Here is a 26,880-nt window from a genome sequence, read left to right as displayed (position 1 = left end):
GGGCATCGATGATCTGCTCGATCCGGTCCTTGACCTCACCGAGCAGCTCCCGCAGCCGCAACTGCGAAAGCGTATCCCGCACCGAATACGTGCCGGCCGACGCGTAATCAGTCGTCTCCGCTGTTTCCGGAACGCCGTCAGCGCGACTGCTCGCCATGGCTCCAGACTATTTCACCCGGTTCCGGAAATGAACGTTGACAGCGCGGACAACGATGCGCAACGTTTCCGACATCGAAGCGGCCGGAACCCGGCGATGCGTCGAGTAGTCCGCGGCGTCGGTCAGAAGTCGAGGGTGGAGCCGGACGGCCGGGACCGGAGTTTGGACGCGTAGACCGCCGCCTGGGTGCGCCGTTCCAGGCCGAGCTTGGCCAGCAGGCGGGATACGTAGTTTTTCACCGTCTTCTCGGCGAGGAACATGCGCTGAGCGATCTGACGGTTGGTCAGTCCTTCGCCGAGCAGATCGAGAAGTCTGCGTTCCTGGTCGGTGAGCGCGGCCAGCGGACCGTCGTGGTGGGTGTTGGCGCGCAGTCGCTGCATCAAGGCAGCCGCTGCGCGGTTGTCCAGCAGCGAACGCCCCGCGCCGACCTCCTTGATGGCTTCGGCCAGCTCCATACCCTTGATGTCCTTGACCACATAGCCGCTGGCTCCGGCGAGGATCGCGTCGAGCATCGCCTGTTCGTCGGTGAACGAGGTGAGGATCAGGCAGCGCAGATCATCGAGCCTGGACAGCAGCTCCCGGCACAGTTCGATGCCGTTGCCGTCGGGCAGGCGTACGTCGAGGACGGCGACGTCCGGCCGGAGCGCGGGGATGCGGGCGAGGGCTTGGGCGACATTCCCGGCTTCGCCGACCACGGAGAGTTCCGGGTCGCCGGAGAGCAGGTCGGCGAGGCCGCGGCGGACGATCTCGTGATCGTCGACCAGAAACACCGTGATCATCGACTGTCCAATCCGGGAGCAGGTGTGGGCTCGACACTACGCATCCGGCGCGTCGCCCGGTACGGACCAAAGTCCTTTCCCGCGCGGCCGCCGTTCACGCGGGCGTGGTCACCTCACCGGCGCGACGCTGCGGGGAACTGGGCGTGCGGCACGTCAGGGCGAGACCGGGGGAAGCCCGGCAGCGATCGGTCAGGGTGTCGTCGCGTCCGAGCGGGTGAGTCCTTCGCCGATGAGGATCCGGTGGATCTGCTGGGCGGCCGATACCTGCGCGGAGTCGGCCGGCGCGCCACCGGAAAGTCCTTCGAGGCTGTGGGCCAGGACCGCCACCGCGTCGGTGAGCGCCTGGAGCCGGGCGTCGACTTCGTCGAGCCGTGAAGATTCCGGCTGCGTCACCGGCGCCGCGTCCTGCAACGGCCCCGCGAGGTCGCTTCCGCGCAGTACCGCGCGCAGATCCTCCGGCAGCAGAGCGAACACGTGATCGAGTTGCCCTGGCGAGAACAGATCGGCCAGCGCATCGGTCACCGCGCCCGCCAAAGCGTAGGCCTCGTCCCGGGACACGCCTGCTTCCTGGGTGAACTGATCGATGAACGAGGGCACGTCGTGCGCGACGGGAACGTGCGCGGGCACCCAGCCCTCGTAGAAGATCCCGCGCAGCAGTTCGGGCAGCTGGGCGCTCAGGTGCGCGGCCGCGTTGATACCGATGCGGTCACGCACGGTGTGCAGCCAAGCCCGTAGGGCACGGTGCGCGAAGGCCCGGTCTTCGGTGGCCAGTCCGTCGGTCAGCGTGCGCAGCCACTCGTGCGCGGTGTGCACCGCGGGTGCGAGAGGGTCGCGGTGGTAGCTCATGACGTGTGCCTTTCACGATGGATCGTGGTTGATATCGACGAGACTTCTCGTCCAGGTCCCGGCCGGGTGAGAGGCGTCGTACCCGCACCGACGGGACCATGGTCACACCGAGGCCGATCCCGTCGGCGCGGGCGCCGAGTCGCGCAGACCGCTCAATGCCGCAGCGAGCCGCCGCCGCATGTCGCCCGCGAGCGACCGCAGCCCCGGTTGAGCGGTGACACAGACCAGCAGTTCGGGATCGGCGGCCTCGACCACCGTGCCGGCGCCGGCCGAGCGCACCACCACACCGCACGAGAAGGTCGCGCCCGCATGCCGATCGGTCAGCAGTGCGCGGTAGGTCAGTTCGGGGTCGCAGACGACGAGCATCGAGTAGTCCTCGATCTGCTCGCCGATCTGCTCGCGCAGGGTGGCCTGAAGGTCGACTTCGGCGATCACCGTGAGTCCGGCACATCGCAGGGCTTCGCGGGTCCTGTGCACCGCGTCCTCGAACGGGGCGTCGAGATGGATCGCGACAGTCGCAGCCGGGGCGACCGGCAATCGGATCTCGGTGAGCAGCAGACGCGGGTCGGTGACCTCGTCCGGACCGATCAGATAGGCCTCGGTGGGCGGACCGATCGGCCGATAGCCGCCGTCGCGCATCCACTCCCGCAGCGCCTGGTAGGCCGCGCCGAGGTCGCGATAGCTACCGCGATGGCAGGTCCGGGCGACAAGGGCTCCCGGCAGGACGACCACTTGCGCGCCGGAACCCGGCCCCAAGTTCGGCGCGGGCTCCACGGGAACGCCGAATTCCACCGCCACCGATTCGCCCTCGGGCACATCGCGGCGGAATGTGATCGTCGGCGCGCCGCTGGCGGTCAATCCGGCATACCGGACCATCCGGGACACTTCCCGCATTCCCTCGGCGATGTCCTCACCGAGCAGGCTGGGGTCGGGACGGAGTTCGCGTGGCATCCGCAACACCGTTTCCGGCGCCGACTCCACCAGTGCGACCTGGTATTCCATCGCATCATCCTCGATTCGTCGTGCGACTGGCGCGGGCCTTGCCGCGAACCGCCGCAGGGGCATCGGTTCAGTGGGCAGCCGTGACCGTGAAGGTTTCCGTCACCGGTCGGCGGGGGGTCGGCGGGATCGTGTCCGTGTCGTCGGGTGCGGAGCCGACCCGAAGAAGTACCTGTGAGATCGCAGGCCGGGGAACGAGGCTGCTGAGCAGCCCGCGGGTGGTGGGCAGTTCGGTGATGTGGGTCAGCGCGCAGGTCGCCAGGCCTGCGGCCGTGCACTCCAGCAGCACGGCCGACAGTGCTTCGCCGGTGCGCAGCCACTGCGTCACAGAGTCCGTTTCGGTCGCGAGCACCACCAGTCGCGCTCGATCATCGAGTCGGGCGCGTCGCGACGCGTGCGGGGCCGGAGGGAACGCGCGCGCGACTCCGACTCGGGCGAGTTCCGCGTCCGACACCAGCGCGGAGGCGGGCACGCCCTCGAGCGCCTCCGAGTGTCCTGCCCACCATTCCAATTCGGTTTGATAGAGCAGGTCGTGACGGCGTAGTGCGCCGACTTGCCGGGACGCGGCGGCGAGCCGGGGCCGGGCGCTGTCGTCCAGCACGCTGAGTTCCACCTCATGTGGTGAGGTCAGCATCCGCAGCCGGGGGAGGAGGTCGGCGAAGCCTGCCGGTTCGGTCATCGGCAGCCGATCGGTGCGGCGCCGGTCGATGGCGAGCGCCCGGGCGTGGATGGCCTCGGGCGGGTCGGGCCAGCGCCGGAATTCGATCACCGCGAGATGGTCGGGTCGCTGCCGGTCGGGTACGCGCGTGGTGTCGGTGTGCCAGCCCTGGTCCGCGAAGGCGGTGCGCGCGTGATGCAGCACGGCCCCGCAGCTGATCACCAGTTGGCGGCCGTGCGGGTCGGTGGAGGGCAGCAGGCGGTCGGCGTCGGTGTACAGGTGCAGGCGCGTGCCGTCGAACACCCAGCGCCACGGCTGGGTGTTGTGCACCGAAGGCGCCCGGGAGGCGAGGCGCAGCGCAGTCATGAGGTCTCGGCGCTCGGGCACCGAGCGAGCGGGGGCTTCATCGTTCGCGGTCATGCTCCCAGCCTCCGCGGACCGGCTCCGAGGGGATACGGGCGTTCCGCCCGTGATACGAGGTCCTTGGTCCCTCAGATATCTGTCGCGGCTTCGGGGGTTGGTACGGACGCGCGGCGGTGTTCTTCATGGCGTCCTACTCCTCGGTCTCCGGCACCCGGGCACGCAGGATCGCCACCCCCCACCACAACAGCCGGACCGCGAGGGCGGCATAGACCACGACACCGAGGTACACCAGGCTCGCGCCATAGTCGCGGGCCCAGTCGGGAAGCATCACGACGAGCGCCACGAGCATCCCGAGCAACATGATCGAAGCGAGCACCACCGCGGGGACCGCCAAGGGCACGGCCTCCGGGTCCGGTGCCCCGTCCAGCGGGCGTCGGGGAATGAGACGCGGCGACATAGAACACAGCTTGCTCGGGCAGTGCGGCCGACGGGAGGGTACTGCTACCCGGAAAGCATGGGTCGAACGTCCCGTTTCCGGTGCGGCTCAGTCCGCGTGCTCTGCGGCCCCGGGCATGTCGAGGATCTCGTCGAGTGGGCGGCGTGGCGTCTGAGGGGCATGTTCGGCAGTGGCGGGTGTCGAGCCGACACGAACCAATACTTGTGGAACATCCGAGCCATCGAGCAGCGTGCGGACGGCGGCGCGGCTCTGCGGGACTTCGGTCAGGTGGGTGAGGGGGCAGGTCGCGTATCCGGCGAGGGTGCATTCCAAGAGCACCGTGGAGAGCGCCTCGCCGCACCGCACCAGGTCGTCGGCGGTGTCGTCACCGGTGGACAGGACGATTACGACCGAATGGTCGTCGGCGACCTCCTCATGCCGTTCCCCGGTGACGGTGGGGAACTTGCGGCCCACGCTCACATGCTGCCGTTCCTGCTCCGAGATCAGAGCTTCCTTGGGAACCCCTGCGTCGGCGATGACGTGTCCTGTCCACCACTGGAGTTCGGCGTGGTAGCCAGGGTCATAGCGGCGCAGCGACGCGCTCATCTCCGATGCCCGGGCCAACGTGGGGCGGCTGTCGTCGTGCAGCACGGTCAGAGTGGCGTCGGCGGGATCGACGGTGCTGCGCAACACGGTTTCGAAATCAGACCATCCGGCGGGCGCCGCGAACGGCAGTCGGTCGGTGTGCCTGCGCAGGATCGCGTCGGCGCGGGCACGGTCCCCCTCGGTCACGAAGCCGGCCGGTCGGAACGTGATGGTCGCCAGATGAGTACGCCGGTTCGGGTCCGGGAAGCGTGCGACGAGGATCCGCCAACCCGCGGCGGCCATGGCCGCGCGGAGATGGCCCAGTGCTATGCCGCAGCTGATCAGCATCTGGCGCCCGGCGGTGTCGGTGGCCGGAAGTCGGCGTTCGGGCACGGCGAACAGCCGTAGCGCGTGGCCGTCGAATGTCCAGTGCCAGGGCTGGCTGTTGTGCAGCGACGGCGCCCGGCCGGCGAGGAGGACGGCCTTCTCGATGGTTTGTCCGGTGGGTAGCTCGTTCATATTGCCGACGCTAGGTGTCCCTCGCCGAGGGGAAAGGAGTCGTTGGTCCCCGATTTCGCCGCTGGTGGCCCCATGTCACGCGGCTGTTGCGGACTTTCGTCCCTGGACGCGGCGCCCGCGGTTCGGTCAGGCTGGGACTGTGCGCAACGGTGTGCCGGGAACGCCGCAGATTGATTCCCGCCGCCACGGCGTGGTGATCTTCGATATGGACGGGGTGGTGACCGACACCGCGTCGATGCACGCTGCCCGGCCGTGGATCGCTATCACTTCACAACGGACGGCCTGATGGAGGAGGACGAAACCCTCTACGACGCTTTCGATGTCACACAGCGTGCCGGAATCCTGCCCCCGGCAATTCCGCGCGCTGTTGACCGCATTCAAGATTCCGCCCCTCGCCAACCGTCTGCGAAAGTGACGCCGATACCCGTCCTACTTGCGATAGGCGCTGAATGCGGCGCGCAGGTCGGCGATGATGAGGTCGGGTTCTTCCATGGCGGCGAAGTGGCCGCCCCGGTCGAATTCGGTCCACCGCACGATGTTGTTGTTCTGTTCGGCGATGCGGCGCACCGGGGCGCCGATGTTGTGCGGCAGAACTGCCACGGCGACCGGAACGCCGGTGTAGGGCTCGGGCGTTCCCCAGGTGGCCGCCCCCTCGTAGTAGTAGCGTGCCGAGGAGCCCGCGGTGCCGTTGAGCCAGTAGATCATGACGTTGGTCAGCATCGCGTCGCGGTCGACGGCGTCCTCGGGAGCGTTCGTGGAATCTGTCCAGTCCTTGAATCGTTCGACGATCCAGGCCAATTGCGCGACCGGTGAATCGGTGAGCGCGTAGGACAGCGTCTGCGGGCGGGTGGCTTGCAGCATCGCGTACGCGCCGAGTTCGTACTCGTAGCGGCGAGCCAGCTCGACCGCACGCTGTTCGGCCGGATCGTCGGGGTCGGCCGTCTCGGGGGTGGCCGAGGCCATATCCGTCAGGTGTACGGCGACGACGTGCTCGGCATCGATCGCCGCCAGCTCGCGGGAAATGGCTGCGCCGGTGTCTTCACCGTGCGCGGCGTACCGGTCGTAGCCGAGGCGATCCATCAGCACCGCCCAGGCCCGGGCGGCCCGCCTGGTCGACCAGCCCACCGCGGGGCCGGACAACCCGTACCCGGGGATGGTCGGCACCACGACGTGAAAGGCATCCTCGGCCTTGCCGTCGTGCGCCACCGGGTCGGTCAACGGCCCGATCACGTCGAGGAACTCCACGATCGAGCCGGGCCATCCGTGTGTGAGCACCAGCGGCAGCGCGTCGGGCTCAGCCGAACGGACGTGGATGAAATGCACATGGTGGCCGTCGATCTCGGTACGGAACTGCGGGAAGGAGTTCAGCCGGGCCTCTTGGGCGCGCCAGTCGTAGGTGTTGCGCCAGTAGTCGGCCAGTTCCCTGGTGTAGTCGAGTGGAATGCCGTGCGCCCAGCCCACCCCGGGGGCCGAATCGGGCCAGCGGGTGGCATCGAGCCGTCGATTCAAATCATCGAGCTGCTCTTGGGGGACGTCGATCCGGAAGGGAGTGATCTCTGTGCTCATGGAAATCACCCTAGGATCGACCTAGGACAACTTCCGCCCTAGGTTTCGGGCAGAATTTCGGTGTGTTGGAAACATCGGCCAGACTGCTCGAACTGTTGTCGCTATTGCAGACCCCCCGCGACTGGACCGGCGCCGAACTCGCCGAACGCCTGCGGGTCGATGTGCGAACCGTCCGCCGCGACGTCGGCAAGCTGCGCACCCTCGGCTATCCCGTGGACGCGGTCGCGGGCGCGGCCGGATACCGGTTGGGCGCGGGAGCGCGGCTGCCCCCGCTGCTGTTGAGCGATGACGAGGCAGTCGCCGTCGTTCTCGGGCTGCGCACCGCGGCGGGTGGGACCATCGCAGGCATCGAGGAGAGTTCGCTGCGGGCGCTGGCCAAACTGGAGCGGATCCTTCCGACCCGGCTGCGCCACCGCGTATCGGCACTGCAGGCCGCCACGGTCAGCATGCCGGCGGGAACCCCGGCGGTGGACCCGGACGTGCTGACCGCTATCGCCGGCGCGATCCGCGACCGCGAACAGCTCCGCTTCGACTACCGCACGCACACCGGGACCGAAATCCGCCGGGCGGCGGAACCGCATCGGCTCGTGCACACCGGCCGGCACTGGTACCTGGTCGGCTGGGACGTCGATCGGGCCGATTGGCGCACATACCGTGTCGACCGCCTGCGTCCGCGCATCCCGAACGGCCCGCGGTTCAGGCCGCGCGAGGCGCCGGAGCCGGGGCTGGCCGATTTCGTCTCCCACGGCGTCAGCACCGCTCCCTACCGGTACCGGGCGCGCATCACCCTCGACGTACCCGCAACCGTGGCCGCCGCACGCATCGCACCCACCGTCGGTCTCGTCGAGGCGATCGACGACGGACACTGCCTGCTGCACACCGGCTCCAACTCGCTAGACGAATTGGCGGTTTACATAGGGCTCTTCGGCTTCGGATTCCGAGTCCACGAACCCCCCGAACTCATCGCCCACTTGCGTGCACTGGCAGACCGTGTCGCCGAGGCAATCTCTTCCGAAGATCGACGAGCGCACGAAGAGCGAACAAGGGGCTTCTCGACCTGAAGTTCCGTCACAGAGCTGCGGCGAGAGCAAAGCGCCTATGGCGCACATCACGCGGTCGAGGTGTTACAGGGATCGGGTCGGCGGTGTCTGATGCACGACCGAACGCGGACCCGGTTCCGAACCGGGGTCGCCGAGAACTCGACGAGGAGCACTCCATGAACCTCACACTGTGGATCGCTGCCGGACTGCTGGCCGCCGTCGCCTTGGGCAGCGGCATCACCAAGACGTTCGTGCCCCAGCAGAAACTGGCCGCAGCCCCCGGCGGCAGATGGACCGGGCAGGTCGGCGTCGGCTTCGTCAAGACGCTCGGAGTTCTCGAGATCCTGGCCGCCGCCGGGCTGATTCTGCCCGCCGTGCTCGACATCGCGCCGATGGTGGTGCCGGTGACCGCCATCTGCTGGATCGTGCTGATGATCGGCGCGATCATCACTCACCTCCGCGACGGCGAGGCCGAGTTCATCCTGCTGAACATCGCCTACCTCGCCCTGGCTGCCTACGTCGCCTGGGGCCGACTCGGGCCCGAATCTTTCGGCAGCTGACCTATGCGGGAAGCTCGTCCAGCTCGGATCAGTCGCCGCGCCCACTGCTGCCCGGCGAGTGCGGCTGCGACCATCGCCATTTCCGCACAGCTTCGGAATTCAGCGTGGCGCCCATCTTTTCGCCGCAACGTGGTCGTGGGCGGGAACGACCTCGATCCCTGGGGGGAGACGATGCAGGCGGTGGATGGCGGCGAAGGCGGCGGATCGATCGTGATCGACCAGCAGCCCCGGCAGCGGCGGCTTCTGGCGGAGCAGCGTGATCTGCTCACGGCGCCAGACCGCGTCGCCGGCCAGCAGCACGTAGCCGCCGTCTTGCACGGCGAGCACGAGCCCGATGCTGCCCGGCGTGTGTCCGGCGAGGTCCACCGCCAGGACCGAGCCGTCACCGAACAGGTCGTGGCTTCGGGAGAAACTCAGTACGGGAGGACCGTCGAGATCGAAGCAGGGCGTGGGCCGCGCGCCGAGCGGCTCGGCGACTCCCATGGGTGCCGTCGCGGGGTTCGTCGCCCATTCCAATTCGGCCGTGGCGACCCGCAGCGCGAGTGCTTCCGGGAGATCGAGCAGTCCGGCCACGTGGTCCCAGTGGATGTGCGTCGCGATCGCGAAGTCGATGTCCTCGGGGGCGACGGCCGACAGCGCCAGAGAATCCGCCAGTCCGACAAGCGCTTCCGCGGGAGCGACGAGCCTGCGATACGGGCGGCGCAGCTGCGGCAGGATCCGCGCGTGCACGTCGGTGCACATCGCCGGATCGACTATGAAACGGGCCCGTGGGTGTTCGACCAGGAAGCTGGTCATCGCGATCGCCACGGTGGACGGTGGCCGCGCTCCTTCGATCACTCCGTAGGCCGGGACCGGGCGCACGCCGTGGACCAGCGCGGTCAACCGGACCCGGGCACGCGCCGCGGGCAGGTCCGCGTCGGTGATCGAATCGAGCAGCTGTGGGTCGCGGCGGCGTGGGCGCAACGTACGCCACGGCATCGACATCCCGGCCGTGCAACACGACCACCATGTCTCGACGGCACCGGTCCGCGCCGTCAATGGTCCGGCTGATGGCACTCGCACATTCGCCCCTTCCGGCCCGACCCGACAGCGACACGGTCGAGGAACAGCTTACAAAGGCCACGTACTATGTGAATAAGTATTCAGCCAAACAAAGTTGCCTACTTCCGATGGTCAACCGCAATACATGCGAATAAGTTGATCGCGATTCATATTCCGGATACGGCTTGCCGTGTACCTAGGGAGGCGAGAGGCGATGGCAGAATCAACACGTGCCGGCGAAAGCAGTGCGGCATCGACGGCGCGGCGGCTGGCCGTGCTCTTGTTCGGCGTGGGAATACTGCACTTCCTCACGCCGACCGTTCGATTCGGTGATTCCCGCGCGGCTGCCCGGCCGGCCCCGCCTGTACACCCACGGGTCCGGCGTCGCCGAACTCGTCGTGGCGGCCGCACTCGTGACGCCGCGGACCCGGCGTCGGGCCGGGCGGTGGGCGGCTTGGTTGTTCCTGGCGGTATGGGGTTCCGGTAGTAACCGCCGAAAAATCAACGGATATGGCGTAGCCGCGGCTGATTCCTGGTGAGGGCCCGGTTCGGCCTGCGGTGGAGGCGGACTACTGGTTGGCTTGGCTCCCAACGTGGTTGGTTGCTGGGAGGTCGGTTTCGTGGCGACGCGGGTGTTCGCGGATGAGGAGTTGGCGCGTCTGCGGGAGTTCCCGGAGATCGGCCGGGAGCAGCTGTTCCGGTTCTTCACGCTCTCGCCGGCGGATCTGGCGTTCGTCGATCCCGGCCGCGGTCGTGGCCCGGCTGATCGGCTGGGTATCGCGATCGCGTTGTGCACGTTGCCGTGGCTGGGATTCGTGCCCGATCGTGTGGTGACCGCCCCGCCGGTCGCGGTAGCGCGGTTGGCCGAGCAGCTGCGGCTCGACGGTAGCGAGATGCGTTCCTACGGCCGCCGCGCCCAGACCCGCACCGATCATCTACGCCTGGTCGCTCAGTATCTGGGCTGGCGGGCGGCGGGTGCGCTCGAACTCAAGGAGCTCGACGAGTTTCTGCTCGCGCGGGCGATGGAGCATGATTCCCCGACTCTGCTGTTCCGGTTGGGGTGTGAGTATCTGATCTCGGCGCGGGTGATCCGGCCCGGTCCGGTGACCATGGTCGAACGCGTCGCCCACGCCCGCGAGCAGGCCCAGCGCGAGACCTACGACCGGCTGGCCCACGAGTTCACCCCGGCCCGCTGCGCCGAGTTGGACGCACTGCTGACCACCGATGCCTCGCTGGGGGTTTCGCGGTTGCGGTGGCTGTCGACCGGGCCGGTGGAGGCGTCCGCGGCTGCGGTGCGCGCCGAGGTCGACAAGCTGGCGTTCCTGCGCGGCCTGGGTGCCGACCGGCTCGATATGTCGGTGCTGCCCGCCGAGCGGCGACGGTTCCTGGCCACGATGGGGCGCCGGTTGACCCCGCAGGCGTTGGAACGCCGGGATCCGCAGCGGCGGTATCCGATCCTGCTCACCGTGCTGGCGCAGTCCGGAACCGACGTGCTCGACGAGGTCGTGGCCTTGTTCGATCAGGCGATCTCGGCGAAGTTCGGTGCCGCCGAACGCCGGATGCAGCAGGAATTGGCCGAACGCGGCAAATCCGGAGAGGACCGCCAGGCCCTGCTGGACGACCTGCTGGCGATCGTGACCGATCCTGCGGTGGCCCGATGAGGAGATCGGTGCGTTGATCCGCGGCGATGCGATCGGGTGGGAACGTCTGCGGGCGGCGATCGCGCGGGCCAAACCCCGGTTGCCGCGTGATCACGGGCACCTGGCCGCGCTGGACTCCTCCTACAATTACCTGCGTCAGTTCACCCCCGCGGTGCTGTCGACGGTGGAGTTCGCGGGCGGGACCGCGGCGACGGAGTTGTTGATCGCGGTCGCGATGCTGCGTGAACTCAACGCGACCGCGCGGCGGAAGGTGTTCGACGAGGCCCCGACCGGGTTCGTGCCCGCGAAGTGGCGCGGCTACCTCGACGCGGCGCGCAAGTCCGGCAGCGCGACGGCCTACCGGCACTACTGGGAGCTGTGCGTGATGCTCGGGCTGCGCGACGGGCTGCGCAGCGGGGACGTGTACGCTCACGCCGCTACGCCGACCCGGCCGCCTACCTGCTCACACCGCAGCGGTGGGAACCGCAGCGCGGCGAGTTCTGCCGTTCGGTCGGGCGATCGGCCGATCCCGGCGTCGCCCTGGCCGCCGTCGTCGAAGAACTGCACACCGCGGTCGATGAACTCGAGACCATGCTCGCCGAAGGTGAGGGGCCGGTACGCCTGGACGGCGAGTCCGGGGAGCTGATCATCTCCCCGCTGACCGCCGAGGACGTTCCGGCCGAGGCGATCTCGCTCAAGGCCGAGCTGACCGAGATGCTGCCGTTCGCGCCGATCGTGTCGTTGCTGATCGAGTTGGACAAGCGCACCGGCTACCTGGACTGTTTCACCCACGCCGGTGGCCAGGCAACCCGCACGCCGGAGTTGAAACGCAACCTGATCGCGGTGCTGCTCGCGCACTCGACCAACCTCGGGTTGACCCGGATGGCCGAGGCCTGCGGCATCTCCTACGACATCTTGTCCTGGACCGACGAATGGTATGTGCGCGAGGAAACCCTGCGCGCGGCCAACCTAGTACTCATCGACTACCACCAGCGGCTCCCGCTGACCCCGGTGTTCGGCACCGGGACCTTGTCGTCGAGCGACGGGCAGCGGTTCCCCACGCGCGGGAAATCCACCACCGCGCGGCCGATGAGCCGCTACTTCGCCGGTGAGGGCCTGTCGACCTACACCCATGTCACCGACACCCACGCCACCTACGGCACCAAGGTGATCGTGGCGACCAGACGCGAAGCCCACTACGTGCTCGACGAGATCCTGGGCAACGCCACCGATCTGCCGATCACCGAACACGCCACCGACACCCACGGGGTCACCCTGGTCAACTTCGGCCTGTTCGACCTTCTCGGAATGCAGCTTTCCCCGCGCATCCGGGACCTGGGCCGCATCACCCTCTACCGGCCCGGCCCGCGCGGCGACGCCGAGTCCCGGTTCCCGCACGCGGGCCCGCTGATGACCCGCAAAGCCAACCTCGATCTGATCGCCGGGCACTGGGACGACCTGCTTCGGCTGGCTGGCTCGCTGAAGTTCGGACACGCCACCGCCTCCCTGCACGCACTACGCCGCGACCTGCTCTACGCCCACGAGGGCACGATCCGCGCCCGCCAGCTCGCCGACCAGACCGAGCAAGCGTGGTGCCTGACCCTGGCCACCAACGCCGTGATCGCCTGGACCACCGAGTACTACGGCCTCGCGGTCGAGCAGATGCGCCGGGCCGGGCACCGCATCGACGACGAGGTCCTGGCCCACATCAGCCCCGCGCACAGCGCCAACATCAACTTCTTCGGCGCGATCGAAGTCGACATCGAGGGCGAACTCGCCGCGCTCGGCCCGACGGGCTACCGGCCGCTGCGGGTGCGCGACACCCTGTTCTGACCGGTCCCGGCGTTACCCCAGGGCCCGGTTCGTGTGCTCGTGGTCGAGCCATTCGGTGGTCCTCATGTCCGGGATCAGGTCCGCGCAGGATCGTCCGTCCTGGGTCCAGTCGTGGTCCCAGGCCCGTGAGTGGTGCGGTCCGGCGATGTAGCCGAAGGAGTACGGGCGCCCTCGACTCCGATCCGCAGCGTGTCGGCGGTGATGCCCGCCCACTGGCGTCCGGTGTGCCGGCTGATCACCCGCCGTGCCCGGCCGGTCCAGACGTGCAGGGCGTATTTCGGGCTCGCTGTGGGCGACGCCGGGATTCCATGCCGGCTCCTGGGTCGACTGCGCGGGCGGGGCGTCTGGTCGGCCGGTGACCGCGGCGCCGAAGGGGCGGCGCGGCAGTGGGGGCGATGCGGTTCGGCGTCGCGTTGGTCGGTGACATGCGTACTCCAGGTCCACGCTTCCCGCCGGGCGGTGTACGTCGGGGACCTCGCGGTTCCGAATGGCGAGCCCGACATATGCAGAAGTTAGGACTTACTGCGTGCGAAGAGAATCGCTTGCTGAGCTTTCGCATCCGGGTCGAGCAGCATCTGGGCCTCGACCACGAATCCGGCATCGTGCAGCCACGATGCCACCTGGTTCGGCTGACGTCGGTGGACATGGACCTTCATCGGGTGACCGCCGTAGCCCTCTGTCTTCAACAGCGACTCGCCGCCGACGTGAAACAGGAGTTGCAACGGTCCGCCGGGACGCAATGCTTGGTGGAAGCGCCCGAATACAGTCGGCACCTCGTCGTCTGGGATGTGGATCAAAGACTGCCAGGCGAGCAGGCCGGCCACCGAAGCGACGGGCAGGTTCAGTTCCGTCATCGAGCCCACCTCGAACCGCAGGCCGGGGTGGTCGCGCCGGGCCACGTCGATCATCGCCGGGGAGAGGTCGATACCGAAGGCGTCGACACCGAGCTCATGCAGGTGGGCGGTGACTTCACCGGGGCCGCAGCCGACGTCCGCGACCGGTCCGCCGCCAGCGGTCCGCACGCTGTCGGCGAACAATGCCAGAGCCGCGCGAAGGTACTGGTGTCCGGCGAGGGCGCCGCGCACTTGGTCGGCATAGCTGACCGCAACCGTGTCATAAGAGGTTCGGGTGTCGGCCAACCAATCATCCGTGGTCATGACCGGCACGATATTCCATGATCGCGGCGGACTCGGCGCTACCCGGGAACGGCGAAGGTGCCTCCACCCGGCCGGGTGGAGGCACCGGTAGGCAGGACGGCGTTGCTCATTGCGCGGGCCCGAGAGACCCTGGCCGACTCTGTCATACGGTGGCGTGGGCATCGGTGACTGCGGCGAACGGCGGTACGCGTCTGGCCGTGACCGCTCAACGATAGCAGTGATACCCCGGATAATGGCCTGTTATCCGGGGTATTGTGAGGTTCGATCTGCGGCGGACCTGCTCCGGCGCGTACACGAAGCGGCCCCGTTATCCGGGGCAAGCACTGACAAGGGGAATCCGATGGCCGCGAGGGTGACCCGGCTGCGCACCGTACCGCCGGCGCGCACCCTGCGCACCGCCGCCGAAGAGTTCCTAGACACCATCGGCTCGGCGAACACCCGCCGCGCCTACGGCATCGCCGTCGTCAAGACCGTCGACCAGCTCGACGCCCGCCACGACGGACTCACCGCCGCCAGCCGCGCCCTGGACTCGGTCACCGACACCGAAGTCGGCGCCGCACTGGAAACCCTCTGGGGCACCGCCGCGGTGAACACCTGGAACGCGCGCCGCGCCGCAGTCGGCAAATGGCTGTCCTGGTGCGCCGAGCAGGGCTGGACCGCACCGAGCGTCCCGGCCTCGGCCGCGCGGTCCACACCGCCGGACTCCGACACCCCCGTCCGCTCGCGTACCGCGATCGACCGGCTCATCGCCCGCCGCGAGATCCACCTGCGGGAGAAGACGCTGTGGCGGATGCTGTACGAAACCTGTGCCCGTGCCGAGGAACTGCTCCAGCTCAACATCGAAGACCTCGACCTCGCAGGGCGGTGCGCGGCGGTGAAGTCCAAGGGCGCCAAACCCCGTACCCGCCGCCGCGGCGCCGCCCACCACGAATACGTCCTCGAGAACGTGTACTGGGACGCGGGCACCGCCCGCCTGCTGCCCCGGCTCATCCGCGACCGCACCCGCGGCCCTGTTTTCGTGACCCACCGCCGGCCGGGGCCCGGCAAGTACCTCGCCGACCGCGACGTCTGTCCCAACACCGGCCTGGCCCGGCTGTCCTACGACCAGGCCCGCGACCTGCTCGACGCCGCCACCGCCGTCGATGGACCCCGGACCGGCTGGGACCTGCACGAACTGCGCCACTCCGGCCTGACCCACCTCGGGGAATCCGGGGCCAGCCTGCTGGAACTGATGGCCAAGTCCCGCCACCGCAAAGCCGAGAACCTGCGCCGATACTTCAAACCGTCCCCACAGGCGATGCGCGAGCTGACCTCGATCTTGGGCCCGGGAGCCGAACGCCGACGCTGACCAGCAGCTACGTCATATCCGTTGGTTTTTCGGCGGTTACTACCGGAACCCCGGTATTCCCGGCCAACGTTCAGATGGCGGTCGACTGGCTGCGCAACGACCGTATTCCGGCGCCGTTGAAGGCAGTGGCCTTGGCCCCCAGATTCCGCTGGTCCTCGCCGCACGCAAGGTGCACAGAGCCGACAACGGTCGACCCTGGGCGAGGCCGCCGGTCGAGCCCCGCGAGCCTGCGGCGCGCTGCCCCGATACGCGCGATGATGGAAGGGTGCGCACCCGCTATCACGATCACCTCGAGCAGTTGGCCGATCAACTGCGGGTGATGTGCGCACGCAACCGCGAAGCCATCGCGATGGCCACCGACGCCCTTCTCGGCGCGGACCTGGAACTGGCCGAGCGCACCATCGACTACTGCGCCGAAACCGTCGCTATGCGCGAGGAGACCGAGCATGCCGCGATGACACTGCTGGCGCTCGAAGCCCCTGTCGCGGGAGAACTCCGGCGGGTGGTGACCGCGCTGCAATTGGTCGACGACCTCACCCGTATGAGCGCGCTGACCGAGCACATCGCCCGCGCCGCGCGGCGCAGGCATCCCGCCGACGCGGTCCCCGAACCGGTGCGAACTCTGGTGACCCGCATGGGGGAGACCGCGGTCGACTTGGCGGATGCCGCGGTCGGCGTACTGACCACCGCCGACCCCGGCGACGCAGCGGACCTCGACGCGCGTGACGACACGATGGACGACCTGCACCGCGACTTGCTCGCGGCGATCCTCGCCGACGAATGGGACAACGGCACCGCCGCGGCCGTGGACGTCACCCTGCTGGGCCGCTACTACGAACGTTTCGCCGACCATGCCGTAGAGGTCGGCCGCCGCACTCTCTATATGACCACCGGTCACCGCCCCGACGACGCACCCGCGCACTCCGGCTAGATCGAGGCCAGGCGCAGCGAACACCGGCGACGATGCGGCCTGCCCGCAGATGCCGGCTGAAATCTGCCGCAGCACAAAAAATCCAGGCCGGTCCCGAAGGGCCGGCCTGGATTCCGTCGATGCCGATCAGGCAAGGTCGAACCGATCGTTCTCGACCACCTTGACCCACGCGGCGACGAAGTCGTTCACGAACTTCGCTCCGGCGTCGTCCTGGGCGTAGACCTCGGCTACCGCGCGCAGCACCGAGTGCGACCCGAAGATGAGGTCATTGGCGGTGGCGGTCCACTTGGCGGCGCCGGAGGCCCGGTCGAAGCCTTCGTAGACGTTCTCCGCGGACTCCGACGCCTTCCACTCGGTGTTCTGGTCGAGCAGATTGACGAAGAAGTCGTTCGTCAGCACGCCCGGCCGATCGGTGAACACGCCGTGACCGGTGCCGCCGTAGTTGGCGCCCAAGGCGCGCAAGCCGCCGATGAGCACCGTCAACTCCGGAGCGGTCACGTCCAGCATGTACGCCCGGTCGAGCAGCAGGCGCTCGAGCGGGGCTTTCTCGCCGGTCCGCACGTAGTTGCGGAAGCCGTCGGCCCGCGGTTCCAGAACCGCGAAGGAGTCCACGTCGGTGTTCTCCTGCGTCGCGTCCGTCCGCCCGGGAGAGAACGGCACGGTGATCTGATGACCGGCGTCCTTGGCGGCCTTCTCGACTGCCGCGGAACCGGCCAGGATGATCAGGTCGGCCAGCGAGACCTTCTTGCCGCCGGAGGCCGAACCGTTGAAGTCCTGCTGGATCTGCTCGAGCACCGGCAGCACCTTCGCCAGCTCGTCCGGCTCGTTGACTTCCCAGTTCTTCTGCGGCTCGAGGCGGATCCGAGCGCCGTTGGCGCCGCCGCGCTTGTCGGTGCTGCGGTAACTGGCCGCCGCGGCCCACGCGGTCTTGACCAACTGTGCCACCGACAGACCGGACTCCAGCACCCTGCTCTTGAGCGCCGCGATGTCGGACTCGTCGATCAGCTCGTGGTCGACCTCGGGGACGGGATCCTGCCACAGCTGCGGCTCGGGGACCCACGGGCCCAGGTAGCGGGTGATCGGGCCCATGTCGCGGTGCAGCAGCTTGTACCACGCCTTGGCGAAGGCCTCGGCCAGTTCCTCGGGATGCTCCAGCCAGCGACGGGTGATCTCGCCGTAGATCGGGTCCTCGCGCAGCGCCAAGTCGGTGGTCAGCATCGTCGGGGTCCGTGCGGGCCCGTCGAACGGGTCGGGGATGGTGCCCTCGCCCGCGCCGTCCTTCGGCTTCCACTGCCATGCCCCGGCGGGGCTCTTGGTCAGCTCCCACTCGTAGCCGTACAGGTTCTGCAGGAAGCCGTTGCCCCACTTGGTCGGCGTCGACGTCCAGACGACCTCGAGGCCGCTGGTGATGGCGTCCTTCCCCTTGCCGGAGCCGTAGGCGCTCTTCCAGCCGAGGCCCTGCTGCTCGATGGGTGCGCCTTCGGGCTCGGCGCCGACCAGTCCGGCATCGCCCGCACCGTGGGTCTTGCCGAAGCTGTGGCCGCCGACGATCAGCGCGGCGGTCTCTTCGTCGTTCATCGCCATGCGGGCGAACGTCTCGCGGATGTCGCGCGCCGCGGCCACCGGATCCGGGCGGCCGTTGGGCCCTTCCGGGTTCACATAGATCAGGCCCATCTGGACGGCGCCGAGGGGGCCCGCCAGTTCGCGGTCACCGCTGTAGCGCTCGTCGCCGAGCCAGGTGTCCTCCGGACCCCAGAAGACCTCTTCCGGCTCCCAGATGTCGGGGCGGCCGAAGCCGAAGCCGAAGGTTTTGAAGCCCATCGACTCCAGGGCCACGTTGCCGGCGAACACCAGCAGGTCGGCCCACGAGATCTTGTTGCCGTACTTCTGCTTGACCGGCCACAGCAGGCGGCGCGCCTTGTCCAGGTTCGCGTTGTCCGGCCAGCTGTTCAGGGGCGCGAAACGTTGTGCGCCCTGACCGCCGCCGCCGCGGCCGTCGGCGATGCGGTAGGTGCCCGCGGCGTGCCAGCTCATCCGGATGAACAGGCCGCCGTAGTGGCCGTAGTCGGCGGGCCACCAGTCCTGCGAATTGGTCATGACCGCCGCGACGTCGGCCTTGAGGGCATCGACATCGAGCTTCTTGAACTCTTCCGGGTAGTCGAAATCCTCGCCCAGCGGGTTGGACTTGGACGAATGGGCGTGCAGCACCGAGACATCGATCTGCTCCGGCCACCAGTCCTTGTTGCTGCGGGGGCGATGGTCCGTCTTCGCGGTGGGGGACGGGATCGCCGGGTTCTCGCTCTCGCTCGCGCTGTGCGTCTGGGTGTCAGGATTGGGTGGGCGGCTATCGGATGACACAGCATTCCTTCCTGAAATGAGTGATGGGGGCTGCGATCACGGATGTGATCTGGAAGCTTGTCTTGCCACACAGTCGGGGCACAGGCCCCAATAGATGACCTCGGCCTCATCGATCGAGAACCCGCTGTCGTCGGACGCGGTCAAACAGGGGGCGTCGCCGATGGCGCAGTCGACATCGGCGATCACCCCGCACGTCCGGCATACGACGTGGTGGTGATTGTCACCGACCCGCGATTCGTAGCGGGCGACCGATCCGGACGGCTGGATACGCCGGACGAGGCCGGTGGCGGTGAGCGCGTTCAACGAGTCGTACACCGTTTGATGGGACACCTCGGGCAGCGCGGAACGCACGGCGCGGATGATCGACTCCGTGTCGGCGTGCGGATGGTCGTGCACCGCGCTCAGCACCGCGACCCGGGGGCGGGTCACCCGCAGCGAAACTCCTCGCAGCATCTGCTGGAAGTCCGAGGCCGTTGGCATGCACGGAAGTCTTGTCCGTTTTCTGGAACGAGTCAAGAGTTTGTTTCGAAGTCGCAACCCCCGTTGCGCGGCACCGGGCGACCGCGTGCGCAGCGTACCCAGCGACACGTCATGCCCGGGAGCGTTTGCCCAGATCCGATCTCAGAGCGCCGCACGGCGGATCGAGTTGCCGGACCACGAGCGGTCCAGCGGCCGCTGAAACCGCTCCTGGTCGGGCGCTATGGTGTAATGCCGGTCATGGGCGGGGATCGGTGCGGCTGCGGCACAGCGGCGACAGGTGGCGATCACGTGCCAATGCGTGGGCCGGCATCAAGGCCGGAACACCGAACGAATGCACCCTTCCTTCTTGTGCTTGAAGATGTCGTAGCCATACACCGCATCGCTGAGCGGCATGTCGTGGGTGATCAGATAGGACGGGTCGAGGTCGCCCTGCTGAATGTAATCGAACATCCGGGGCACGAACCGCTGACCGTATTGTTGTGCGGTGCGAATGGTGAGACCTTTGTTGGTCACCGCGCCCATGGGGAATTTGTCGGTCAAGCCGTAGATGCCGAGCACCGAGACGACGCCACCCTTCCGGCACGCGAGAATCGCTTCGCGCAGTGGGGTCGCACGATCGGATTCGAGCCGCAGCAGCTGTTTGGCTCGATCGTAGAACTGCTGGAGCCCGGTGCCGTGGCCTTCCATTCCGACGGCATCGATGCAGGCGTCAGGGCCCCGGCCACCGGTGCTCTCGCGCAGGGTCTCCTGGACGCTGTCGACCGCGGTGTAGTTGATCGTTTCCGCACCGAACTGCTCACTCGCCATGCTCAGCCGCTCGGGAAAACGGTCGATGACGAAAACGCGGTCGGCGCCGAGCAGGCGGGCGGTGTGCCCGGCCATCAAGCCGACGCCACCGCTGCCCCAGACCGCGACGGTGTCACCCGGGTGGATGTCACAGAATTCGGCGCCCATCAAGCCCGTCGGCACCGCGTCGGACAAGAACAATGCCTGCTCGTCGGTGATGCCTTCCGGGATCCGGAAACAGTTGACGTCGCCGAACGGGACGCGGAGATATTGCGCGTGGGACCCCTGATAGCCGCCGAAGGGGTGGGTGTAGCCGTAGATGCCGCCGGTGGGGTAACCGAAAACCGGTTGTTGCAGGGCGCTGTTGGGATTGGTCGTGTCGCAGAGCGAATACAGTTCGTGGTCGCAATACCAGCACGAGGAGCACCCGATGAACGACGGGACGACGACGCGGTCGCCCACCTTTGTCGAAGTGACTTCGGTGCCGATTTCGACGACTTCGCCCATGAATTCGTGTCCGAAGACGTCACCTTCCCGCATTCCCGGCAGGTATCCGTCGATGAAATGTAGGTCGGACCCGCAGGTGGTGGTCAGCCGAACCTGCACGATGACATCGTGCGGATTGACCAGCCGCGGATCGGGGACGGTCTCAACAGCCAGATCGTTGACGCCGTTCCAGCAGAGCGCTTGCATGTCGCCTCCTGTTCATCGAGCGGAAGAGCGGGCGCTCGGATTGTGGGCCAGGGTGGGTATCTCGCCGGTCTGCAGACGGGCTCGGGCCCGGTAGAGGGCGGTGAACATCGCCGCACCGGTCAGCAGGTCGGGCAGCGGGGTGCGCGCCCGCATCGTCACCTCCGTCCCGAGGTCCTGCGGCGCGTCCCGGAAGCTCAGTTCGATCTCGAGGCCTTCGGCGGACGTGGCGTCTTCCCCGGCCGAGCCGACGAACCGGAGGTGCCCTTCGTCCGCGCGCAGCGTGGTCTTCCAGGTCGTGCGGCCGTCGGTGCCCGACTGCAACGTCCACTCGTAGGTGGACGGTTCCGTCGTCCGTACCTCGGCGACGTCGCCCAGCACCTCGGACAGCTTCGCCGGGTCGCGCCAGAATTGCTGGACTTCGGCGCGCGGACGGGCGATCGTCACCGTTTGACTGCTCGAGTAGCTGCTCGCCGACTCGATCACCCGTCCCACCAGATCGCTCAGCAGGTGTTTGGTGTCATCGATGTAGTGCATGAGCCCTCCTCTCGCTCTCCGTCGTCGCGGGTCTTGCGCGCTCGAAAAGCGCCGTGCCTGCGGTCTCGCGGACACGGGATGTCTGCCGCAAAGGAACGCGGCTGCCGCAAGTCCTGTGCGGTCTCGGAGCGGCTACCCCGGGCCGCCGATGCCAAACCGCATTCGCCCGGAAGCGTCGAATCCGGGCAGCGTCCGACGTCGCTGCACCGCGTCGAGACAGTGCCGTTTCGAGTCGACCGATAGCGACAGGGCCTGCCACTCCGGCGAAGTGCGTCGGGAGCCTGATCGCGCCACCATGCCGCGCCTTGACCGATCTCGCGGGCTGCGCGAGGCGGGCAACGGCAAGTGCGGTCGCCGTATGGGCGCTTCGCACCTTTCCCGGCGCCGGTCAGGGGTGTTCGCGGGGTCAGAGGTCGCCGCTCACCGAGGGCGGCCGATCTCGGCCTTCTTCGCCGCCAGTCGCGCGGTGAACTCGGGAGATTCGAGGGACGCGACCTGAGGCCCGATCTCCGCGTCGACGGCGTCGGCGTGGGCGTCCAGGTTCGCGGTGTGGCGCATGGTGCGCTTGGTGGTGAGGAGCAGCTCGCGCGGCGCTTCGGCGGCGCCCGCGGCGAAGTCGAGCGCTCCGGCGAGCAGCGCGTCGTGATCGCCGTCGATCACCCGGTGCGCCAATCCGGCGTCGAGTGCGGCCTCGGCGCCGAGGATCTCCCCGAACAGGGTCATCGCGACGGCCCGTTGCCGCCCGACGGCGTGTTGCAGCATCCAGGTCATCCCGCCGCCGGGATGGAGGCCCAGCCGCAGGAACCGCGCGTCGAACCGGGCGCCTGGCCCGGCGATCCGGATATCGGCGGCCAGCGCCAGGTTGAGTCCCGCGCCGACCGCGGCGCCGCCGACCGCCGCAATGGTGGGCAGTGCACAGCGCGCGACCGCCAGGAAGCCGTCGTAGATCACCCGCAGACCCTCCTCTCGGGCCGCACCGAGCGCGCTCAGATCGGCGCCCGCGCAGAATGCGGGCGGGGTTCCCGTGACGATCACGGCGTGCACCCCGGTATCGCGCTCCGCCTCGGCCACCGCGGCGGCGAGTTGCCCGGACAGCGCCGGTGTCAACGCGTTACGCCGATCCGGATCGTGCACGGTGATGACCGCGACCTTGTCCCGCCGCTCACTCCTGATCTCCGCCATGAACCGGATCGTAACCGCCTCGGCTCGGCCGATCGGTTCACGCGGCACGGTTGTCGAGCCAGGTCCGGTAGCGGCGTAGCGCACGACGCTGGAGCGCGGTCTCCTCTAGGAGAGCGACTTTGGGATTGATGCCGGGGCGCGTGCGCCGGCCGACGCCCAGGCGGCGAAGCTGGCCGGCGCCGACTACATGATGTTCACCGGCTCCACCGCCAGCGGCCGCCGGATCGCCCGCGGAGCAGGGGAGCGCCCGATCGGAGCATCACTGGAACTCGGCGGCAAGAACGCGATGATCGTCCTCCCGGACGCCGACATCGAGAAGGCGACCGCGGGAGCCGTCGCCGCCTGCTTCCCGTCGGCGGGTCAGCTGTGCGTGTCCATCGAGCGCCTGTACGTCGCTGAGCAGATCTACGACGAGTTCGTCGCGGCCTTCGTGGCGCGCACGCGCAAGCTGCGCTTGGGCGCCACGTACGACTTCTCCGTCGACGTGGGTTCGCTGACCACGCCCGCGCAGCTCGAGACGGTCACCGAGCACGTGGCCGACGCCGTCGCCAAGGGTGCGACCGTCCTCGCGGGCGGCCGTGTGCGGCCGGACCTGGGGCCCTTGTCCCACGAACCGACGATCCTGGCCGACGTCACGCCGGAGATGACGCTGTTCGCCCAGGAAACCTTCGGCCCTGTGGTCTCGATCTACCCCCTACCGGGGCGTGGGGGAGGCGATCACCATGGCGAATGCCACCCCGTACGGCCTCAACGCCGTCGTCTGGTCCCGCAACGGGGCCCGGGGGCGGGCAGTCGCGGCTCGGTTGCGCGCCGGCACCGTCAACGTCAACGAAGCTTTCGCCGCCGCCTGGGGCAGCATCGACGCTCCCATGGGCGGCATGGGCGACTCCGGACTCGGTCGCAGGCACGGCGCCGACGCGCTGCTGAAGTACACCGAACCGCAGACCGTCGCGCAGCAGCGCCTGCAAGGTTTCAGCCCGCCGCGCGGTGTCACCCATGACCGGTGGTCCCGAATCTCGACCCGCGCACTCCGGACATTGCGACGGGTGGGTGCACACTGAATCGACCGAGTGCGTACCAGTGATGAGACCACGTGGAGAAGTAGATCAACGACGCACGAAGGAAGATCACGCATGACCAAGCGCATCTTGAACGTCGTCACCAACGTCGGCCACTACGACGACCCGTCCCACCCGACCGGACTGTGGCTGTCGGAGCTCACCCACGCCTGGCAGGTCTTCGAAGAGCACGGATTCGAGCAGACCATCGCCAGTCCGGCGGGCGGTCTCGCTCCCTTGGAACCGCGGTCGCTGAAGTTCCCCAGCTACGACAAGACCGCGAAGGCGTGGCGGGCCGATCCGGCGCGGATGGCGCTGCTGGAGAACACCGCGAGCCCCGACCGGATCGACTCGGCCGACTACGACGCCATCTACTTCACCGGCGGGCATGGGGTGATGTACGACTTCCCCGACAGCGAGGGCCTGCAGCGCATCACCCGGGAGATCTACGAACGCGGTGGGATCGTCGCCTCGGTCTGCCACGGCTACTGCGGCTTGCTCAATACGAAGCTCTCCGACGGCACGTACCTCGTCGCCGGACGCAGGCTCACCGGGTTCGCCTGGCAGGAGGAAGTCCTCGCCCGAGTGGACAAGCTCGTGCCCTACAACGTCGAGGACGAGGTGAAGAAGCGCGGCGCCCGCTACGAGAAGGCCAAGCTGCCGTTCGTCCCCCACGCGGTGGCCGACGGGAATCTCGTGACCGGGCAGAACCCCGCATCAGCGAAAAGGACCGCGAAGAAAGTCGCCGCCCTCCTGTGACTCACCTTCATAGGCGCCCGGCCCGCATTCGGCCGACACGTACACCGACCGTGCGGCAGATCCCGTCGCGGATCCGATCCAACCGCCGCCGATAGGTCCGGGGACGCCGGTCGGTCGCGCGAACCCGAAACGGCAATCCTCCAGCCGCTTCAGCCTCTTCGATTCGCACTGAGTCGAAGGTCGCCGCGTGCAGGGCAGAAAGGTGGTTCGCGCGGTCGGCGTCGTCGACGCGCCCACCTTTCGGATCGTGCCGAGGACAACTCTCGACACGAAATCACGCATGCTCAACGATCGCTGCACTGCGACGCGCCGGTGCGTTGCCGATCGATGAGGGAGAGTGAGCGTGAAAGCGCGCAGCAGGTGCAAGTCGTCATTCCGGAACTCGCGGAGGAACTCGGTTTCTTCGACGGCAAAGTGAAGCTGGAATGGCAGCGCAACACCATCAGCGGCCCGCAGGACATCCAGTCGGCGGCCACCGGGCAGGTCGATTTCGGCGGTGCGTTCGGAGGCGCGGTCGCAAAGCTGGCGCAGGGCGGTGCGCCGATCACGGCGGTGGTGAACTACTACGGATCCGACGAGAAGACCTTCACCGGGTTCTACGTTCCCGAGAACAGCCCGATCAGAACGCCGAACACCGAGGACGCCGTCCGGCGCGGGCAGGTCGACGTCGCGGCATTGAGCGGGCAGTTCCAGCAGCGTGCGATCGCCAATGGCGGATTGCGTCCGGTGTTCACCGATTACGAGGAGTGCGGCCCGTTCAACGGCGGGCAGTACGTCTTTCGTAACGACTTCATCGCCAAGAATCCCGACAGTGTCCGGGCTTTCGTCGACGGGGTGGCCAAGGCCATCGAATGGCAGAAGACGACTCCCCATGACCAGATCATCGCGAAGTTCACCGAGATCATCGAGAAGCGGAAGCGTTCGGGCGAGGACGCTTCGTCGGTGAAGTACTGGCAGTCGGTCGGCGTGCCCGCCACCCACGGCGTGATCGTCGATGCCGATTTCCTGCGCTGGGAGGACTGGCTGCGGGATACCGGCGCGATCAACGGCGCGTTCGAGCCGTCGAAGTTCTACACGAACAAGTACAACCCGTACGCGAAGTAGCGCGTTGGACAGATCAGGCTCCGCTGTCGCGCGAGCCTGATCTGTCGGAACTACAGCTTGAACGCACGATTGATCCGTTTGGGCCATGAGATGTATGTCGGGATGTATCGAGCCATGACTCCGGCCCCGAGCGCCGATACGCCGCCGATGGTCAGGACCGCTACGGCCAGCGGACTGATCGCTGTCAGTCCACTGATCGCCAACGGCCCGACGAAATAGCCGCCGTCATGGGTGAGCCGCCACGCCGCGAGGAACTCGGCACGGCCGGCGGCGGGCGCGATGTCGGCGCCGATGGTCATGATGACCCCGTTGCCGATTCCGTTGCCGATCCCCATGACGATGGCCGCGATGCTGAGCGTCAGCGCCGAATCCGTCAGCGGCACAGAGATATACCCGAGCCCCAGAATCACCAGCGAAGGCACCGCTATGAATCGCCTTCCGTAACGGTCCATCAAATGGCCGGCCGGATAGGCGCACACCACATCGAGCCCCGCCCCGATACCGAAGATCAGACTCGCGGTGGCGGCATCGATTCCGACGTGGTCGGCCCACAGTGGCAGCACCGCCTCCCGGGACGAACGTGCCGCGCCCATCAACAAGGAACCGGTGCCCAAGGTCAGCAACAGTCGACGATGGGTGCGGACGACTCCGGCAAGCGACAGCGGCGGGCGCGAATTCGCTCCGGCTGCCGAACCCTGCGGATCCGGCAGCCTGGCCATCAGCCATCCGGCGATCATGATCGCGATCAACTGGACCACGAATCCGCCGCGTGTGCCGAAGCCGATGATCGTGGCCGCCCCGAGAAACGGTCCGACGAAGAAGCCGAGGCGCATGGCTCCGCCGAACAGCGACATCGCGCGCGCTCTTCGCTCGAAGGGAACGACCTCGGACAAATAACTCATCCGGGCGAGTCCCCATACCGCGTTGGACAACCCGACAATTGCCAGACCGACGCCCAAGGCCGGTACCGTCGGGGCGAACAAGCACAACAGCACCCCGATCGAACCCGCGGCGCTCGCGGCGATGATCGATATCCGCTCCCCGAGCCGGGCAACGACCTGACCGGCGGGAATATCGCCCAGTATCTGGCCGAGGCCGACCAGCGCGACGGTCAGGCCCGCGACGGCCGACGACGCACCCAAGTCAAGGGCGGTGAGCGCCATGACCGGCGCCGCGGCTCCCATACCGATCCCATACGCCGCCGCGGGCACGTAGACGGTGAACAACCATGGCCGAAGCGAAGCGATTTCGACCGAAGTCTCGTCCTGCCGCGACGCGGTCATGGGCGCACTCGGGAATTCACGGGCAGAACTGCGCCGCATCGCGGATCACGCGGAGGATTCATCGAGACCCGGAAGTATAGGGCGTCAAGAACTTCGCAACCTTCAGAGATAGGATCATGGGACCATATGGTCCGCAACTGTACGGATATCCCTATCGCTGCCACATTGTGAAAATCGGCGTGATT

The 26,880-nt window shown here is 67.9% G+C and carries 23 protein-coding genes and 2 pseudogenes; 10 read left to right on the top strand and 15 right to left on the bottom strand.

Features of this window, described 5'->3' with window-relative positions:
- Positions 1 to 279 precede the first annotated feature (279 nt).
- From ACWEKR_RS33225 to ACWEKR_RS33200, 6 genes are all read right to left on the bottom strand, one after another.
- Complete coding sequence (locus ACWEKR_RS33225) at positions 280 to 936, bottom strand: response regulator (RefSeq protein WP_159847770.1); 657 nt, start codon at positions 934 to 936, stop codon at positions 280 to 282.
- 189 nt (positions 937 to 1,125) lie between these two features.
- Positions 1,126 to 1,782, bottom strand: coding sequence for a DUF2267 domain-containing protein (locus ACWEKR_RS33220; protein ID WP_452357869.1), 657 nt, complete (start codon positions 1,780 to 1,782; stop codon positions 1,126 to 1,128).
- 102 nt (positions 1,783 to 1,884) lie between these two features.
- On the bottom strand, positions 1,885 to 2,784 hold the full coding sequence (locus ACWEKR_RS33215; RefSeq protein ID WP_452357868.1) for a DUF302 domain-containing protein: 900 nt from the start codon (positions 2,782 to 2,784) through the stop codon (positions 1,885 to 1,887).
- A 67-nt stretch (positions 2,785 to 2,851) separates the two neighbouring features.
- Positions 2,852 to 3,859, bottom strand: a complete 1,008-nt coding sequence (locus ACWEKR_RS33210) for an Acg family FMN-binding oxidoreductase (protein WP_452357867.1) — start codon at positions 3,857 to 3,859, stop codon at positions 2,852 to 2,854.
- A 133-nt stretch (positions 3,860 to 3,992) separates the two neighbouring features.
- Positions 3,993 to 4,259 carry a hypothetical protein gene (locus ACWEKR_RS33205; RefSeq protein WP_195091850.1) on the bottom strand — a complete coding sequence of 89 codons (267 nt, stop codon included), beginning with the start codon at positions 4,257 to 4,259 and terminating at the stop codon, positions 3,993 to 3,995.
- 87 nt (positions 4,260 to 4,346) lie between these two features.
- Complete coding sequence (locus ACWEKR_RS33200) at positions 4,347 to 5,342, bottom strand: Acg family FMN-binding oxidoreductase (RefSeq protein ID WP_452357866.1); 996 nt, start codon at positions 5,340 to 5,342, stop codon at positions 4,347 to 4,349.
- A 139-nt stretch (positions 5,343 to 5,481) separates the two neighbouring features.
- Between ACWEKR_RS33200 and ACWEKR_RS33195 the strand changes: the two genes are divergently transcribed.
- Positions 5,482 to 5,628, top strand: a complete 147-nt coding sequence (locus ACWEKR_RS33195) for a hypothetical protein (protein ID WP_452357865.1) — start codon at positions 5,482 to 5,484, stop codon at positions 5,626 to 5,628.
- Between the two features lie 143 nt (positions 5,629 to 5,771).
- On the opposite strand, the gene ACWEKR_RS33190 is transcribed toward ACWEKR_RS33195, so the two are convergent.
- Positions 5,772 to 6,908 (bottom strand): epoxide hydrolase family protein, encoded by a 1,137-nt coding sequence (locus ACWEKR_RS33190; protein ID WP_452357864.1) that lies wholly within the window; start codon positions 6,906 to 6,908, stop codon positions 5,772 to 5,774.
- 62 nt (positions 6,909 to 6,970) lie between these two features.
- Here ACWEKR_RS33190 and ACWEKR_RS33185 point away from each other — a divergent pair, with 62 nt between their 5' ends.
- Together ACWEKR_RS33185 and ACWEKR_RS33180 are read left to right on the top strand one after the other, a co-directional pair.
- The gene (locus ACWEKR_RS33185; protein WP_452357863.1) at positions 6,971 to 7,969 is read left to right on the top strand and encodes a helix-turn-helix transcriptional regulator; all 999 of its coding nucleotides are present in this window, start codon (positions 6,971 to 6,973) and stop codon (positions 7,967 to 7,969) included.
- A gap of 155 nt (positions 7,970 to 8,124) precedes the next feature.
- Positions 8,125 to 8,508 carry a DoxX family protein gene (locus ACWEKR_RS33180; RefSeq protein ID WP_452357862.1) on the top strand — a complete coding sequence of 128 codons (384 nt, stop codon included), beginning with the start codon at positions 8,125 to 8,127 and terminating at the stop codon, positions 8,506 to 8,508.
- Positions 8,509 to 8,607: 99 nt separating this feature from the next.
- Here the strand turns inward: ACWEKR_RS33180 and ACWEKR_RS33175 are convergent, their stop codons facing one another.
- On the bottom strand, positions 8,608 to 9,486 hold the full coding sequence (locus tag ACWEKR_RS33175) for an MBL fold metallo-hydrolase (protein ID WP_452357861.1): 879 nt from the start codon (positions 9,484 to 9,486) through the stop codon (positions 8,608 to 8,610).
- 683 nt (positions 9,487 to 10,169) lie between these two features.
- Between ACWEKR_RS33175 and ACWEKR_RS33170 the strand changes: the two are divergent.
- Positions 10,170 to 13,022 (top strand): annotated as a pseudogene (locus tag ACWEKR_RS33170) (Tn3 family transposase).
- A 512-nt stretch (positions 13,023 to 13,534) separates the two neighbouring features.
- Here the strand turns inward: ACWEKR_RS33170 and ACWEKR_RS33165 are convergent.
- Complete coding sequence (locus ACWEKR_RS33165) at positions 13,535 to 14,179, bottom strand: class I SAM-dependent methyltransferase (protein WP_378750739.1); 645 nt, start codon at positions 14,177 to 14,179, stop codon at positions 13,535 to 13,537.
- 340 nt (positions 14,180 to 14,519) lie between these two features.
- Between ACWEKR_RS33165 and ACWEKR_RS33160 the strand changes: the two genes are divergently transcribed.
- Together ACWEKR_RS33160 and phoU are read left to right on the top strand one after the other, a co-directional pair.
- On the top strand, positions 14,520 to 15,527 hold the full coding sequence (locus tag ACWEKR_RS33160) for a tyrosine-type recombinase/integrase (RefSeq protein WP_452357860.1): 1,008 nt from the start codon (positions 14,520 to 14,522) through the stop codon (positions 15,525 to 15,527).
- A 265-nt stretch (positions 15,528 to 15,792) separates the two neighbouring features.
- On the top strand, positions 15,793 to 16,458 hold the full coding sequence (gene phoU / locus ACWEKR_RS33155; RefSeq protein WP_452357859.1) for a phosphate signaling complex protein PhoU: 666 nt from the start codon (positions 15,793 to 15,795) through the stop codon (positions 16,456 to 16,458).
- Between the two features lie 126 nt (positions 16,459 to 16,584).
- Here phoU and katG read toward each other — a convergent pair whose 3' ends face one another.
- The 5 genes from katG to ACWEKR_RS33130 form a co-directional block, all read right to left on the bottom strand.
- Complete coding sequence (gene katG, locus ACWEKR_RS33150; RefSeq protein ID WP_452357858.1) at positions 16,585 to 18,816, bottom strand: catalase/peroxidase HPI; 2,232 nt, start codon at positions 18,814 to 18,816, stop codon at positions 16,585 to 16,587.
- Between the two features lie 36 nt (positions 18,817 to 18,852).
- Positions 18,853 to 19,296: a Fur family transcriptional regulator gene (locus tag ACWEKR_RS33145; protein ID WP_452357857.1), complete on the bottom strand. Its 444-nt coding sequence runs from the start codon at positions 19,294 to 19,296 to the stop codon at positions 18,853 to 18,855.
- Positions 19,297 to 19,605: 309 nt separating this feature from the next.
- Positions 19,606 to 20,775, bottom strand: coding sequence for a zinc-dependent alcohol dehydrogenase (locus ACWEKR_RS33140; protein WP_452357856.1), 1,170 nt, complete (start codon positions 20,773 to 20,775; stop codon positions 19,606 to 19,608).
- 12 nt (positions 20,776 to 20,787) lie between these two features.
- Positions 20,788 to 21,309 carry an SRPBCC family protein gene (locus ACWEKR_RS33135; RefSeq protein ID WP_452357855.1) on the bottom strand — a complete coding sequence of 174 codons (522 nt, stop codon included), beginning with the start codon at positions 21,307 to 21,309 and terminating at the stop codon, positions 20,788 to 20,790.
- A gap of 420 nt (positions 21,310 to 21,729) precedes the next feature.
- Positions 21,730 to 22,491 carry an enoyl-CoA hydratase gene (locus tag ACWEKR_RS33130; RefSeq protein WP_452357854.1) on the bottom strand — a complete coding sequence of 254 codons (762 nt, stop codon included), beginning with the start codon at positions 22,489 to 22,491 and terminating at the stop codon, positions 21,730 to 21,732.
- 187 nt (positions 22,492 to 22,678) lie between these two features.
- On the opposite strand from ACWEKR_RS33130, the pseudogene ACWEKR_RS33125 reads away from it, so the two are divergent.
- The 4 genes and pseudogenes from ACWEKR_RS33125 to ACWEKR_RS33110 form a co-directional block, all read left to right on the top strand.
- Positions 22,679 to 23,125: pseudogene (locus tag ACWEKR_RS33125) on the top strand (aldehyde dehydrogenase family protein); the annotation flags it as partial.
- 88 nt (positions 23,126 to 23,213) lie between these two features.
- A complete protein-coding gene (locus ACWEKR_RS33120) occupies positions 23,214 to 23,552 on the top strand; it encodes an aldehyde dehydrogenase family protein (protein ID WP_452357853.1) in 339 nt (112 codons plus the stop codon).
- Positions 23,553 to 23,624: 72 nt separating this feature from the next.
- Positions 23,625 to 24,308 (top strand): type 1 glutamine amidotransferase domain-containing protein, encoded by a 684-nt coding sequence (locus ACWEKR_RS33115; RefSeq protein WP_452357852.1) that lies wholly within the window; start codon positions 23,625 to 23,627, stop codon positions 24,306 to 24,308.
- A 327-nt stretch (positions 24,309 to 24,635) separates the two neighbouring features.
- On the top strand, positions 24,636 to 25,412 hold the full coding sequence (locus ACWEKR_RS33110; RefSeq protein WP_452357851.1) for an ABC transporter substrate-binding protein: 777 nt from the start codon (positions 24,636 to 24,638) through the stop codon (positions 25,410 to 25,412).
- 50 nt (positions 25,413 to 25,462) lie between these two features.
- Here the strand turns inward: ACWEKR_RS33110 and ACWEKR_RS33105 are convergent, their stop codons facing one another.
- Positions 25,463 to 26,695, bottom strand: coding sequence for an MFS transporter (locus ACWEKR_RS33105; protein WP_452357850.1), 1,233 nt, complete (start codon positions 26,693 to 26,695; stop codon positions 25,463 to 25,465).
- Positions 26,696 to 26,880 lie beyond the last annotated feature (185 nt).

Source organism: Nocardia sp. NPDC004573 (genome assembly GCF_053602135.1).
This window is presented reverse-complemented; position numbering and strand designations above follow the sequence as displayed.

Excerpts from the sequence above, each read along its gene's own strand:
- ACWEKR_RS33105 (WP_452357850.1), bottom strand. The coding sequence starts at position 26,695 with ATGACCGCGTCGCGGCAGGACGAGACTTCGGTCGAAATCGCTTCGCTT.
- ACWEKR_RS33190 (WP_452357864.1), bottom strand. The coding sequence starts at position 6,908 with ATGAGCACAGAGATCACTCCCTTCCGGATCGACGTCCCCCAAGAGCAG.
- ACWEKR_RS33220 (WP_452357869.1), bottom strand. The coding sequence starts at position 1,782 with ATGAGCTACCACCGCGACCCTCTCGCACCCGCGGTGCACACCGCGCAC.
- ACWEKR_RS33180 (WP_452357862.1), top strand. The coding sequence starts at position 8,125 with ATGAACCTCACACTGTGGATCGCTGCCGGACTGCTGGCCGCCGTCGCC.
- ACWEKR_RS33225 (WP_159847770.1), bottom strand. The coding sequence starts at position 936 with ATGATCACGGTGTTTCTGGTCGACGATCACGAGATCGTCCGCCGCGGC.
- ACWEKR_RS33110 (WP_452357851.1), top strand. The coding sequence starts at position 24,636 with ATGAGGGAGAGTGAGCGTGAAAGCGCGCAGCAGGTGCAAGTCGTCATT.
- ACWEKR_RS33120 (WP_452357853.1), top strand. The coding sequence starts at position 23,214 with ATGGCGAATGCCACCCCGTACGGCCTCAACGCCGTCGTCTGGTCCCGC.
- ACWEKR_RS33215 (WP_452357868.1), bottom strand. The coding sequence starts at position 2,784 with ATGGAATACCAGGTCGCACTGGTGGAGTCGGCGCCGGAAACGGTGTTG.
- ACWEKR_RS33135 (WP_452357855.1), bottom strand. The coding sequence starts at position 21,309 with ATGCACTACATCGATGACACCAAACACCTGCTGAGCGATCTGGTGGGA.
- ACWEKR_RS33200 (WP_452357866.1), bottom strand. The coding sequence starts at position 5,342 with ATGAACGAGCTACCCACCGGACAAACCATCGAGAAGGCCGTCCTCCTC.
- ACWEKR_RS33165 (WP_378750739.1), bottom strand. The coding sequence starts at position 14,179 with ATGACCACGGATGATTGGTTGGCCGACACCCGAACCTCTTATGACACG.
- ACWEKR_RS33210 (WP_452357867.1), bottom strand. The coding sequence starts at position 3,859 with ATGACCGCGAACGATGAAGCCCCCGCTCGCTCGGTGCCCGAGCGCCGA.
- ACWEKR_RS33130 (WP_452357854.1), bottom strand. The coding sequence starts at position 22,491 with ATGGCGGAGATCAGGAGTGAGCGGCGGGACAAGGTCGCGGTCATCACC.
- ACWEKR_RS33140 (WP_452357856.1), bottom strand. The coding sequence starts at position 20,775 with ATGCAAGCGCTCTGCTGGAACGGCGTCAACGATCTGGCTGTTGAGACC.
- ACWEKR_RS33115 (WP_452357852.1), top strand. The coding sequence starts at position 23,625 with ATGACCAAGCGCATCTTGAACGTCGTCACCAACGTCGGCCACTACGAC.
- ACWEKR_RS33160 (WP_452357860.1), top strand. The coding sequence starts at position 14,520 with ATGGCCGCGAGGGTGACCCGGCTGCGCACCGTACCGCCGGCGCGCACC.
- ACWEKR_RS33175 (WP_452357861.1), bottom strand. The coding sequence starts at position 9,486 with ATGCCGTGGCGTACGTTGCGCCCACGCCGCCGCGACCCACAGCTGCTC.
- ACWEKR_RS33145 (WP_452357857.1), bottom strand. The coding sequence starts at position 19,296 with ATGCCAACGGCCTCGGACTTCCAGCAGATGCTGCGAGGAGTTTCGCTG.
- ACWEKR_RS33205 (WP_195091850.1), bottom strand. The coding sequence starts at position 4,259 with ATGTCGCCGCGTCTCATTCCCCGACGCCCGCTGGACGGGGCACCGGAC.